Source organism: Novosphingobium olei, assembly GCF_037076535.1.
Taxonomy (GTDB): domain Bacteria; phylum Pseudomonadota; class Alphaproteobacteria; order Sphingomonadales; family Sphingomonadaceae; genus Novosphingobium; species Novosphingobium olei.
The window spans coordinates 2393848-2406933 of the sequence record NZ_AP029021.1 but is presented as its reverse complement, the minus strand read 5'-3'; the positions used below and the strand labels follow the sequence as shown (position 1 = coordinate 2406933).

10 protein-coding genes are annotated in these 13086 nt (G+C 59.9%); 6 read left to right on the top strand and 4 right to left on the bottom strand.

Annotated elements, in window-relative coordinates; all coding sequences use genetic code 11:
- Positions 1 to 86 precede the first annotated feature (86 nt).
- The 3 genes from AACH40_RS11310 to AACH40_RS11300 all read right to left on the bottom strand — a co-directional run bounded on the left by AACH40_RS11310 (position 87) and on the right by AACH40_RS11300 (position 5117).
- Positions 87 to 1187 (bottom strand): carotenoid 1,2-hydratase, encoded by a 1101-nt coding sequence (locus AACH40_RS11310; RefSeq protein WP_338642494.1) that lies wholly within the window; start codon positions 1185 to 1187, stop codon positions 87 to 89.
- Between the two features lie 34 nt (positions 1188 to 1221).
- The gene (locus AACH40_RS11305; RefSeq protein WP_338642493.1) at positions 1222 to 2310 is read right to left on the bottom strand and encodes a carotenoid 1,2-hydratase; all 1089 of its coding nucleotides are present in this window, start codon (positions 2308 to 2310) and stop codon (positions 1222 to 1224) included.
- Between the two features lie 452 nt (positions 2311 to 2762).
- Entirely contained in the window at positions 2763 to 5117 is a 2355-nt protein-coding gene (locus tag AACH40_RS11300; RefSeq protein WP_338642492.1) for a TonB-dependent receptor, read from the bottom strand.
- A 266-nt stretch (positions 5118 to 5383) separates the two neighbouring features.
- Here AACH40_RS11300 and AACH40_RS11295 point away from each other — a divergent pair, with 266 nt between their 5' ends.
- The 6 genes from AACH40_RS11295 to AACH40_RS11270 all read left to right on the top strand — a co-directional run bounded on the left by AACH40_RS11295 (position 5384) and on the right by AACH40_RS11270 (position 12573).
- Positions 5384 to 6391 (top strand): phosphotransferase family protein, encoded by a 1008-nt coding sequence (locus AACH40_RS11295; RefSeq protein ID WP_338642491.1) that lies wholly within the window; start codon positions 5384 to 5386, stop codon positions 6389 to 6391.
- A 24-nt stretch (positions 6392 to 6415) separates the two neighbouring features.
- Positions 6416 to 7672, top strand: coding sequence for an acyl-CoA dehydrogenase family protein (locus tag AACH40_RS11290; protein WP_338642490.1), 1257 nt, complete (start codon positions 6416 to 6418; stop codon positions 7670 to 7672).
- 141 nt (positions 7673 to 7813) lie between these two features.
- Complete coding sequence (locus AACH40_RS11285; RefSeq protein WP_338642489.1) at positions 7814 to 8695, top strand: SDR family NAD(P)-dependent oxidoreductase; 882 nt, start codon at positions 7814 to 7816, stop codon at positions 8693 to 8695.
- Between the two features lie 27 nt (positions 8696 to 8722).
- Positions 8723 to 9952, top strand: a complete 1230-nt coding sequence (locus tag AACH40_RS11280) for a cytochrome P450 (RefSeq protein ID WP_338642488.1) — start codon at positions 8723 to 8725, stop codon at positions 9950 to 9952.
- Between the two features lie 100 nt (positions 9953 to 10052).
- Complete coding sequence (locus AACH40_RS11275; protein WP_206069516.1) at positions 10053 to 11849, top strand: NAD(P)-binding domain-containing protein; 1797 nt, start codon at positions 10053 to 10055, stop codon at positions 11847 to 11849.
- Positions 11797 to 12573: a TetR/AcrR family transcriptional regulator gene (locus AACH40_RS11270; protein ID WP_338642487.1), complete on the top strand. Its 777-nt coding sequence runs from the start codon at positions 11797 to 11799 to the stop codon at positions 12571 to 12573. The genes AACH40_RS11275 and AACH40_RS11270 overlap by 53 nt, the downstream gene beginning before the upstream one ends.
- Here AACH40_RS11270 and AACH40_RS11265 read toward each other — a convergent pair.
- Complete coding sequence (locus AACH40_RS11265) at positions 12542 to 13039, bottom strand: GMC family oxidoreductase (protein WP_338642486.1); 498 nt, start codon at positions 13037 to 13039, stop codon at positions 12542 to 12544. The genes AACH40_RS11270 and AACH40_RS11265 overlap by 32 nt on opposite strands.
- Positions 13040 to 13086: the final 47 nt, after the last annotated feature.

The window sequence follows — 13086 nt, the reverse complement described above, 5'->3', positions numbered from 1 at the left end:
ATTCTCGTACCTTTTAAGTGAGCAGATACTCAAGAATCGGAAAATGTCCGGGTGCAGCACACCCGGACATCCTCTAACCGCGCCCCTTATGGCAGCGAAGCATATGGCTGGTTGTAGGGATTTACTTCGACGTAGCTACGTCCAGTGACGGTCTGTCCATTGAGCGTGCCCGCAACTTCCGAAGTGCCTTCCCAATAGGTGCGGTGGCCTGGCCAGATCATTTCTTGGTCCTGGACCTGCGGGGTAACGGTCACCGCGCCCTCGGGCAGGATCACTTTCCACTTCGACGGGTAATTGTAACCCGATTTCGGGCTGCGCCAAGTCGAAAGGACGTTGAGGTCCATCTGCGCGCCGGTCAGCTTGCTACTGACGCCGTTCACAACGCGCGTACCGAACTTGTTCACGACGGCACCGGTCAACGGGTCCTGCAGATAATAAAGCATGTATTGCGTGTTATTGTCGAGCTGCATCGCGAACCAATTCCAGCCACCGCCAAAAATCGTTCCGCCACCGTCGATGACAGTACCTTTAACGAACCATTGGCGGTCCTGCCAAGAAATACCGGTGACTTTGATCGGGACGCCATTGTCGTAAATTGTGCCGACGGTGTCGAGCGCGGTCGACGAATAGTAGGCTGATGTTTTGCCAATCGGGCGGTAATCCACGACGCCGTTGCCATTGTGGACGACGAAAGGAATTTTACTGCTTGTGGTCAGATCAATGCCAAAGCGGCCATCGGAAAGCATGCCCTTGATCGCGTACCGTTGCTGAGACCCGCTGATCGACCAGTCCTTGTTGGTGAAGCTAAACCCGCCGGTTTGCGTCGGGATAAGGTCAGCCTTGATCCGCTCCTCGACCCGATGGAGTTTGTTATTCACGTCGGTGACGGCGACGTGCCACGAATAAGTGGCGGGGCCGAGCGGCAATGGCCAGAGCTGGAACACGGTGACCTCGTAACCGTACTCTCGCTTGGCGCCGCTCGGATCTGTGCCGTAAAGGTGGCCAACGAAATACCACCATTCAAGCTGGCTATGATGGGCTCCTTCGTCCTTGGGCAGGACTACGGGTGCAGGTTGTTCAAAAAGTTGGGCTTGGGCTGGCGATGCAGCGATCCCGCCAAGCATTGCGACTGCGGACAGCCAGCATGCTGCGCGGCCCAGAAGCCTGCGACCTCTCTTCCAATTCATTCATCCCTCCTGTTTTGAGCATTTTGTCGGTATTTTAGGGCAAAATCCGTAAGCCCCAATCGACACCCCAAGGGTTCATCTCCGCGAACGCCTTCCCAGTTACGGCCCTGCCCCCCAAGGTTCCGGTGACTTTCGCGGGGCCTTCATAATAAAATTTCTGAGTAACCGGGGCGTACAGCTCCGCATCCTGGATCATCGGCACGATATTGATCGAACCTTCCGGGAGGTTGACCTTCCAGCTCGCCGGATAGGTGTAGCCCGTGTGGGGGCTCTTCCAGCTGCCCATGCGTTCGAGGCTGAGCTGGTTCTCCGGGATCGGCGTAAACGTGCCATTCGCTGTCTTCACGCCGATGACCTTGTCGATTGTGCCATTGCCTTTCATGAAGAAGCTGAGGTTGTACTGCGTGTTGTCATCCATCGAGACGCCAAACCACGTCCAGCCGCTGTCAGCCTGACCGGGAGCGCCGGTGGCCCATTCGTGGTCGTACCAAGTGGTACCGGTGACCTTGATCGGCACGCCATGATCCCAAAGCGTGCCTGTCGTGCGGTTGACGTTGTAGGAATAGTAAGGGGACTTCCAGGTGCCGTAGGTCTCGACGCCATTGGCGCCGTTCAGCGTCGGTCCCTGTGTCGCCTGCGAAGTGAGGTCGATCGCATACTGAAGGTCCGCACGCGCGGCCTTGGCGTAATAACCGCCCATGGAGCCGCCCATCTTGAACCCGAGCACGTCGAGATCGAAGCGGTTTTTCGTGCTGGTGAATAGACCCGGCAGGGTGCGTTTTTCAAAGCTGAAGGTGCCGCGATTCAGGTCGGAGATGGCGAAATGCGCATCATAAACCGGGGGAAGACCGGCGACTGGTGCGATCTGGAAGACCACGACCTGATAGGCGTAGGAACGCTTCTTGCCCAAGGGGTCGGTGCCATCGATAAAGCCGGTCATGTACCACCATTCGGCGGGCTGACGATGCGCGGCTTCGTCCTTTGGCAGGGTGATGCCAGTTTCGATCGGCGGAAATTCACCGATCGCCTGAGCCGAAGCCGCTGTCGGTAGGGCGAAGCTGCCTGTGCTCAGAATGGATACTGCAAGGGTGCACGCGGCCGCGCGCAAACGCACTTTGTTCATGGCCAATTTTCTCCCAGTCCGGCCTGTTCCGACCGATTTTGCTGCTGCCAAGGGGCGGGTTTGGCGGTCCGGGCATCCGCGATTTGCCAGCTGCCGGAATTGCGACTCGTCCGTTTGCCGTTTCCACCTTGGAGAAAAAAACAAACCAGTCAACGCGGACTATAAAATATTTTAATGCGGCGGTGTCGCGCTGCTGATTGTGGAAGGTGTCTCGCATCGTTCTCGGCTCGCTCGATTGGCGGATCTCCGAGAATACCTAGTTTAGTATGGTTCTGCAGCATGTCGTAAATGGGGGTTGGATCACCGATTGGGGAGGGCGAAGATTGGAGATCCTCAATCGCGACGCAAATGTCGCGCGCCTAATAGTCTAAATAGACTATAAAGTAATGCGACCATTGTTAAGACGTGGGCCGGATGTCGAGAAGGCGACGTCCGGCCCCTTCGCGCAGAGTTCAGTAATGGAAGCCGATCGTTGCGCCGAAGGTGCGCGGCATCCCGGTCTGGCGGACCAGGGCATCGTTGATGCGCGTGGCGGACGTCCAGTACCATTTGTCGGTCACGTTGCGGCCCCACATACTGAAACGCCAGTTTCCGGCTTCGACGCCTACACGCAAATCGACCAATTGGTAGGCCGGAACCCTCTCGTTCGCATTGGGCACGAAGCTGGTGTAGGTACCGCTCTGCGTGGTCAGGTTGCCCCCGACGAATGCGTTGAGATTTTCGGCCAGAGCCCAGCGGTACTGGGCATCCACCGAGGTCTGCAGCTTGGGCACCAGCGGAAAGGCGCGGCCGCCGAAATCAGCCGGTGCGCCGACATAATCGAAGTTCAGGAACTGGCCGCGAACCTTGGTGTCGGTGTAGGACAGGACGGGATTGATCGTCAGTCCTGCAACCGGCCGCCAAGATGCGGCCACCTCGAAGCCTGCAACACGCGATCTCGGAACATTGAGCAGCTTGAGCAGGGTACCGAAAGCAATATCTGCATAGCGGCCGATGGTCTGCTTGTTGCGGTAATCGTAGTAGAAACCGGCAGCGGTGATATCGAGCGTCCGGTCGAACAGCGAGGTCTTGAGGCCGACTTCGTAGGCGCGCACCCGTTCCTGCGTCACCGGGTCCATCTCGGCCTGAGTTGAGGCGATGATGGTGGGGAAGCTGCCTGCCTTGTAGCCTTGGCTGACGTTGGCATAGATCAGGGTGTTGGCATCGACCTTCCAGTTAAGGCCGACGCGCCAGCTGACATTGTCTTGCTTGAGCCGGTCCTTGCGGCACCCCATCAAGAAAGTCGGCGCGGCGCCCAGCGACAGGCAATCGTTCAAACCAGGCATCTGTCCGCTGGGCGTGAAAATGCCGTAAGCGGCGCGCAGCTGCGCCTGCAGCAGGGTGAAGAAGAACGCCGTGTTGCCGTTTACACCATCGTAGGCCTGACCGAAGAAATCGCGGGTGGTTTGGGTATAGCGGGCGGCGCCCTGCAGCTTTAACGTTTCGGTCAACGGGTATTCGACGTTGGCGAAGGCCGCCACCGTTTTGATCTTCTGATCAGTCTGTTCGTAGTTGCCGGGTAGGTTGAGGATCGTAAGCGGCGACAGCGACAGCAGGACGTGGCTGAATGACCCGTCGCGATTGAGAATGCGGAACTGATCGAAAACGGTATCGTGTTCGTAGTTGCCGCCGATCAGCCAGTTTCCCTTGCCGCCAAAGCTGCCATCGACGCGTAGCTCCTGATACCAGGTCTTCACGTCGCCCGCCTGGATCGTGGAGTAGTCCTGAAACGCGGTGCCATCGCCTTCCACGGGCTGATTGCGCTTGAAGCGCTGGTATGAGGTCATCGATGTCAGGCTGACATCCTCGTCGAGGTCGTATTTCAGCTTGAGCGAGCTGAAGAGCAACGAGTTTCGGCGATGATAGTCAACGCCCGCGTCCCAATCAGCAGCGCGGTTGTTTTTCGGGGCGACCGGGTAGGCCAGCAGGCCTGGCGGCATCAGCAGCTCGGCACCGGGTGTGAGCACCTGGATCCCGAAGAACTGCGGGGCGGGGGTCTCGCCATGATCGCGCCACGCGCTGACATTCAGGCTGGCGTGGAAGTTGCTGGCGGGATCCCAGTCGAGCAGGACGCGGCCATTCAGCAGATCGCGCTCGCCCAGCTTGGCGTTAGTCGTGTAGCTCTTCTGCCATGCGCCGCCTTGGCTTGCCGAAAAGGCTAAGCGGCCCTTGAGCGTGCTGCTAAGCGGGCCGGACACGAAGCCGTTGATGTCTACAGCGTCAAAGCGGCCGTAGCTGACTTCGCCGCCGGCGCTGAAGGTGTCGGTCGGGCGGGCGGCGATGAAGTTGATCAGGCCACCTGTGGAATTCTGGCCATATAGAGTGCCCTGCGGCCCCTTCAGCACTTCGACGCGCTGAAGGTCGAGCGCCACCCCGGCGGTTTCGGGGCTGAACGGAATCGGCACTTCATCGGAATAGACCGTGACGGTCGGTGCGGCAGAGAGCGTCGTCTCCTGATAACCGATACCGCGCAGCGTGAAGACGTTGGAGCCATACGGCGTAGGGTTGCTGTTGAAGCCAGGAACGATCTTGACCAGGTCCTGCGGCGCGGCAATCCCGGCATTGCTCAGCGCGACATTGCTCAGCGCCTGAATCGACATGCCGACATCGTTGACCCGTTCGCTGCGCTTCTGCGCGGTTACGATGATCTCGCTTGACGGGGCTTCTAGTGCTGTTCCGGGCTGCTCCGGAGATCCCGATTGTGCAGGGGCCGACTGTGCATGGGCAACCGACGTGATGGCTAGTGCGAGAAAGCTGGTGGCGGCCAAGGACGCAGTCCTGGCCAAGGCTGATCTGAACATTTCCCCTCCTCTGGGTCTCTTCCATTTCGATGGTGTGCGAGCGTGTAGCCACGGCGCCAACCGCGTTGGCTCCCCGTTCCCCAAGCCTCGCTACACATTTCTCACAGCGGAGAAAAGTAGTTTATGCTGATCACTTTTTGTGCGCAATCTTGATAAAAGGTCGGCTTAAGGCCGTTTTATGTTGCAAATAATTCCCGAATTTTCAATAAATGTAGGATAAGTAGACTAGTTAGATGGAATTTGCGATGGAACGCGTGAAGGTTGCGTTGGGGGCCTATCTCGACTCGGTGCTAGGTGTGGGAGGGCAAGCGCTTTCGATCGAGCCGATTGCCGGCGGTCAGTCCAATCCGACCTTTTTCCTGACTCGGGGCGATGTGCGCATGGTGCTGCGCAAGCAGCCGGCTGCCGCAATGCCGTCTGCGCACGCGATTGATCGGGAATATCGCATCATGAGCGCGCTGGCGCAGAGCGGCATCGCGGTGCCGAAGATGATTCACTATTGCAGTGATCCGGCGGTGATCGGCACGCCCTTCTACCTGATGGACCGCATTGAGGGGCGCGTGTTCAACGATCCTGCGCTGCCGGGTGTCAGCCGCCAAGATCGCGGTGCGATGTACCTGGCGATGGCCGATACACTTGCCTCGCTGCATGCGGTCGATTGGGAGCGGCTTGGACTGGCCGACTTCGGGCGTCCCGGTGATTTTTTCGACCGCCAGGTGCGCCGCTGGACAAAGCAATGGGGGCTTGCCGGTGCCGAGCCATCTTCGGACATCGACTTCTTAATCGATTGGCTGCCGCGCAACGTGCCGCCCGGTGATATCACGACGATAGCTCACGGCGATTTCCGCATCGGCAACCTGATGTTCCACCCGACGGAAGCTACGGTGGTCGGAGTGCTGGATTGGGAGCTGTCCACACTGGGCCATCCTGCCGCTGACGTCGCTTACAGCGCGCTGGGCTGGAAACTGGGGGCCGCCGAGTACATGGGCATGGCGGATCTCGATCCCAAGTCCCTGGGTATCCCGTCCGAGGCCGAATATCTTGCCCGCTATCATGAGCGGGCGACCCACGATTTTGCGGTAGAGCCCTTCCACACCGCCTTTTCTCTGTTCCGGCTTGCAGTGATCTTTGAAGGCATTGCAGCGCGTGCGCGCCAAGGCACAGCGACTGCAGAAAATGCGTCCGACGTGGGCTGTCTCGCCGGGCGGTTCGCGCGGCTGGCCGTGGAACAGGTCACCTGACCGAAAATTTCTCAAGGATAGATCATGGACTTTGCATATTCACAGCGCGTCGGCGCACTCCGCACCCGCATGCGCGATTTTCTCGACGCGTACGTCCTTCCGCACAATCGCGCCTGGGCACATGCGACCGAGGCCGGGCGTTACCCCACAGAGATCATGGAGCCGCTGAAAGACTTGGCGAGGGCTGAGGGTCTGTGGAACCTGTTCCTGCCCGCGTTGCGGGACGACGAGCCGGGCACGCGGCTCTCCAACCTTGAATTCGCGCCGCTGGGCGAGATGATTGGCCGCATGCCGTGGTCAGCAGAGGTGTTCAATTGCAGTGCGCCCGATACCGGCAACATGGAACTGCTGCATCTTTTCGCAACGCCCGAACAGCGCGCACGCTGGCTCGACCCGCTGCTTGCTGGCTCAATACGTTCCTGCTTCGCCATGACAGAGCCGGATGTCGCTTCGGCAGACGCGACCAACCTGCAGACGCGCATTCGCCGCGAAGGTAACGAATACGTGATCAATGGCCGCAAGTGGTTCACCACCGGCGCGCTTCACCCCAATTGCAGGTTCTCGATCGTGATGGGCATCACCAACGATGCCGACGGCGCATCGGCGCACGAGCGGCATTCGATGGTAATCGTTCCGATGGACACGCAGGGACTGACCATCGTCAGGAACGTGCCGGTGCTGAACCATCTCGCGGTCGAAGGGCACTGCGAGATGCTGTACCGCGACGTCAGGGTGCCGGTGACAAACCTGCTGGGTGCCGAAGGCGCTGGTTTTGCGCTGGCGCAGGCGCGGCTAGGTCCGGGCCGCATACACCATTGCATGCGGACCATCGGGCAATGCGAATTGGCGCTCGACCTGATGTGCGAGCGGGCGCTGGAGCGCAGGGCTTTTGGCCGCAACCTTTCGGACTATGCGAATATCCAGGACTGGATCGCGCTGTCGAGAATCGAAATCGATCAGGCCCGCCTGTTCGTGCTGCGCGCTGCAGCTGTGCTCGATCGGGAGGGCAACAAGGCTGCCAAGATCGACGTGTCGGCGATCAAGGTCGTGGCCGCGCAATTGCAGACGCGCGTGATCGACCGCGCGGTGCAGGTTTTCGGGGCGATGGGCCTGACCAATGACACACCGCTGGCAGGCTTTCTCGGCTGGGCGCGTGCGCTGCGCTTTGTCGATGGCCCTGATGAAGTGCATCTCAGGATGATCGCTCGCAACGAGATTGCGCGGGTACGCAAGGATCTCGGCAGCCGTGCACTCTATTACACGCCGCCCCAAGGCGGCTGAGGCAGCTTCCGCCCACGCCGGCGAACATTTTTGTGCGGCTGTCGAAAATCACGATGGCGCTCACTCTAAAAATAGTCTAAGCAGACTACTTGATGGATTGGAATCCATATGAGCTCCGATCTTGGAGGGGAAGGGCAATTCATGGATCTTCGTGGAAAGGCAGCCTTTATCACCGGTGGAGCCAGCGGTATCGGCCTCGCTTTAACTAAGCGTTGCGCGGCAGAGGGGATGACGATCCTGCTGGCGGATATCGAGCAGGGCGCCCTGCTATCGGCAGCGCAATCGCTTCGGGGCGAGGGTGTCAAAGTGTTCACATACATCCTTGATGTGGGCAATCTGGACCAGTATCGCGAGGTAGCCAATTCGGTTCTTTCCGAACATGGTGCCCCCCATCTGCTGATTAACAACGCGGGTGTGGCGTGGAAGGCACCGGCCAGTGGCGCGACGCCCGAGGACTGGCGCTGGATGGTCTCGGTGAACGTGCTTGGCACAGGGTACGGCATTAGCTTGTTCGTGCCCGCCATGATCGATAGCGGGCAGCAGGGTTATGTGATCAATACCGCTTCGATCACCGGTCTGATCACATCGCCAGGCACTTCGGCAGTCTATTCGGCAACCAAGCATGCCGTGCTTGCCGTGTCAGAGACGCTCGCCCACGAACTGCGCCCCCACGGCATTCATGTCAGCGTGTTGTGTCCAGGCAGTGTTGCAACGAACATTACCGAGGCTGACCGCAACCTGCCTGCCGAAGTCGAGCGCAGCGCGATCACTGCCGCAGCAGAGGAGGAGCGCGCCTTTACCCGCTCGTTCGTTAGCAACGGAATTGCGTCGGATGCCGTTGCCGATCAGGCCTTTGCCGCTTTGGCGGAACGGCGCTTTTATGTGATCACGCACCCTGAATACCGCGAAGAGATCGAGACCCGGCATCGGCAGATCGAAGCCGCCATAGAGGGCGAACCAGCCAGCGATGTGGGTCTTCTGCAATTTGCCAAGCAGATGCTGAACCTTCAGCCGCTCACTTAACTTCAGCCGATTTCCAAGGAACAACCGATGACCACTCTTGTCCAGGATGACCTTCCGCGGGGCGTCGAACTGACTTCGCTTTCTCCCGTCTTCAGGGAAAACCCGCAAGCCGTTCTCAACGGCGCGCGCAATCGCTGTCCGGTCTATCCTGATGGTCAGTTGCGCGATTATGTTGTGCTTTCGGCTGAAGTCGGGCGCAAGGTCCTGGCTGACCGCAGCTTGCCGACCGATCCGCGGATGACTGCCGAAACGTCGACCCGGCGGATGCGGGGCGAGGATCTGTCCAAGGCGCCGCCGCTGCTGTTCATGGACGATCCGTTGCACAAGCGGGCGCGCGGTCTTGTCGCCCGCGCATTCAATGCCGAGCGCATCGAGCGGGCGCGTCCGCGTGTCGCTGCGCTGTGCCGCCGCCTACTCGATCCCGTGGCAGGCGGCAGCTTCGACTTCATCGAGGCCATCGCGCGGCCGCTGCCGACGATCACCATCGCCGAGATCCTGGGTGTCGATCCCAGCCACCACGACGATTTCAAGGTTTGGTCGGACCAGATGGTCGCGGCGAGCCTCAATCCTCTTGCGCCAGCCGAAGTCAAGGCGGCCGGAGCGGAAGCGGCTGTTAGCCTGTACCACTTGTTCGCCGCCGAAATCGCAGCACGCCGGGCTGCGGGAATGACGGGCGACGATCTGATCACCGCCTTGATGACGTCCGAGCATGACGGGCAGCGCTTGGAAGACGCGGAAATCATCGAGCATTCCCAGCTGCTGCTGATCGCCGGCAACCAGACCACAACCGACCTTCTCGGCACGATGCTCTGCCAAATTCTGAAAGACGCAGATAACTGGGCAAGGTTATGTGCCGATCCCGCTCTGATCCCGAGTGCGGTCGATGAAGCGATCCGCTATGAGCCGCCGATCTTTTCGACCGACCGTATCGCTCCCGAAGACATGGAAGTTGGCGGCGTCGCCATTCCGAAGGGCGCGAACATCTCGATCATGCTGACCGCGCTGAACCACGATCCTGCGCTTAACGTCGATCCTGAAAAGTTCGACATCGCGCGCAAGGCCGTAAAGCATTTTTCCTTCGGCGGTGGGCGACATATCTGCCTTGGCGCACCGCTGGCTCGACTGGAGGCGCAGGAGTTGCTGAAGGCAATGATCGAGCGGCTGCCCGGCCTGGTCGCCGACGCCGCGCATACGCCCGTGTTCAGCAGCAACCCCGGTTTTCGTGGTCTCGACGAATTCTGGGTCAAGCCGGCCTGATCGTCTTCGATTGCCCCGGAATTTGCCGAATCTTTCCTGATGCACTCCCTCCACGATCGGCCGGTGCAGGCCGTTCGAGGCAAGGATCAGACACATGCCAATGACCAACCTGAACGCCCAGCCCGTTGACCTTGAAACGCTCCGCGCCAAGTACCGAATGGAGCGTGACAAGCGATTGCGCACCGATGGCATCAAGCAGTTCATCGAGGCCGACGGCGAGTTTTCTTACTTTACCGACGATCCCTATGTCGCGTGGATCGAACGTGCGCCCATCGTGCGGCGCTGCGAGGTGGCTATCGTTGGGGCGGGTTTCGGGGGCATTCTAACTTCAGTAAAACTCAAGGACGCAGGCATTGACGATGTTCTGATGATCGACAAGGCGGGCAGCTTTGGTGGCACCTGGTACTGGAACCGCTATCCCGGCCTGGCCTGCGACATGAAGTCCTACGTCTACCTTCCGCTGCTGGAGGAAACTGGGTACCTCCCGCCGCGCAATTATGCATCGGGCGCTGAAATCCTCGCCCATGCCGAACGGATTGTCGATCATTGGGCCCTGCGCGACAAGGCGCTGTTCCAGACCGCGGTGACAGAAGCGCGCTGGCAGGAGGACAGCGGATTGTGGAGCATATCGACAGATCGTGGGGATACGATCGAGGCACGCTATCTCGTGACGGCGAACGGTCCGATGTCGAAGCCCAAGTTGCCGGGGATTCCGGGCATCGCCGGGTTCAAGGGGCACACGTTCCATACCAGCCGCTGGGATTACAGCTACACCGGCGGCTCGCCCGATGGGGGGCTGACAGGCCTCAAGGGCAAGCGCGTGGCGATCATCGGCACTGGCGCGACCGGCATCCAGTGCACTCCTTATCTCGCTGAGCACGCCGAGCATCTCTACGTGGTGCAGCGCACACCCTCAGGCGTCGACGTGCGCGAGGAAGTGGCAACAGATCGGGACTGGGCGGCATCGCTCAAGCCCGGATGGCAGCAGGAACTGATCAACAATTTCAACGCGCTGACATCGGGCGGCATGGCCAGCGAGGATCTGATCCAGGACGGTTGGACGTTCTTGTTCACCCGCATCGCCGCCGCCGCACAGAGCGCCACAGGTGAGGACGCGCTCGAACAGATCATCCTGGCCGGCGAGATCGCGGATGCCGAGAAGATGAACGAAATCCGCGGCCGGATCGATGCTGTTGTGCGTGATCCCGCGACGGCCGAGGCGCTCAAGCCGTGGTATCGGCGGTTCTGCAAGAGACCGGTGTTTCACGACGGCTACCTGGAGACGTTCAACCGCACGAATGTGACGCTCGTCGACACAGACGGGCGCGGTGTCGATGCTATCGGGGAAACGAGCTTCCGCGTGGGAGAGAAAGAATACCCGGTCGACTGTATTGTTTTTGCTTCCGGGTTCGAGGTCGGCACCGACTATATTCGCCGAGCCGGGTACGACATTGTGGGACGGGGTGGGGAATCCCTGCAGGCCAAGTGGGCGCGCCGCTTTACGACGTTCCACGGGATGCAGGTCCACGGCTTTCCGAACCTGTTCCTGCACCAGACCGCGCAGGCTGCGCTTCCGGCCAATTTTTGCCATGGCCTTGCCGAAGGTGCAAAGGCCATTGCGGCGATCGTCGCCCATGCGCGAAAAATCGAAATGCCGCAGATCGAGGTGACGCAGCAGGCCGAGGATGCCTGGGTCGCGCATTGCGGAGACGTGGCCGGGAACCTGATTCCGTTCTTCGAACAGTGCACACCGGGCTACTACAATCTTGAAGGCAAGCTTACACAGGAAGCGGCACAGGGCTTCGGTTATGGCGCGGGCGCGGCGGCGTTCTTTCAGGTGATGGATGACTGGCTGGGGCGGGGTGATTTTGACGGGCTTCGGTTCTTCGCCAGTTGATACGCACCGGCTGCGTGCGGTTTACGCCGCCCGATCTTTTCTGCATCATTGCCACGTGACTTACGTGGCGGGAAGAGCAGTGTCGAAGGAAAGCATGGTCGATGGAATTGGCGAGCGGACGGGAGCCAAGACCCGGCGCGGGCAAGCCATGCGCGAAATCCTGCTTTCGAGCGCGATCAAGCTTATTGCGCTGCAAGGATATGCCGCCACGAGCACGCAAGCGGTGCTCGATGATGCTGGTGTGAGCCGCGGCTCGCTGCTGCACCAATTCCCAACGAGGGACTTGCTGGTTGCTGCCGCCGGCGAGGAGGCAATGGTGCGAATGATGGGCTCTGTTGAAGCAGGGTTGCTCCGTCACGGGGACCTGCTCAGGGGCTTGATGGACTTTCCCAATATCCTGTGGCGGGTTCAGAACGACCTTCCCGCGCGGGCCTTGACGGAAATCCAGCTGGCCAGCCGCTGGGATCCACTGCTGGAGGAGGGTTTGCGCCGCGCCATGGCAAACGTCAATTCCCTAACCAGCGCCAAGGTGATGACTGTAGCCGAGCAGTACGGTTTGTCCGATCTTAGCGGATTGCTGACCGAGATTTATCTGCTCATCAGCGCGACGCAGGGCTTGGCGATCGGCCGTGATTTAATTGGTGATAAGGTTCTGACGACTGCGTCCCTGGCGCTGCTCAAAGAACGGTTCGTCAGCGCGGTGAAGGCACGCATGCCGGTTTGAGAAGAGTGCTTGAGCCCACGGTTCGCGAACCTGCGGCGTTGTCTTCCATGATCATCCACGCAGCCATGGCGCCGATTATGATCGCTGGCGCGTTGGTGTCGCCGGAAACGATCGTCGGCATGATCGCGGCGTAAGCTAAGCGCAGGCCGCTGACTCCATGGACGCGCAGAAGATTGTCGACGACGGCTTCACCGGCACCGCCCATTTTGGAGGTTCCGACAGGATGATTGATCGTGTTGCCGAACGCCCTGATGTTACCGTCCACGGATCGGTCTTTGGTCAGATTCAGGTTTTCGGATGATGCCAGGCGGCGAACAAGCAAGGAATGCAGTCCCGGCATTGCGTAGATCTGATCCACGCGTCGAAGCGCAGCAATCAGCGCCGCGGGATCTTTGGGGTGGTTGAGGTAATTTTCGGTATATTGCGGTCGGCGCCACAAGATCTGAGGATCGCAGGCGAGTTTCACCTCGGGATGCCGGTCGAAGATAAGATACCGACGCAGACCAGCCGGAA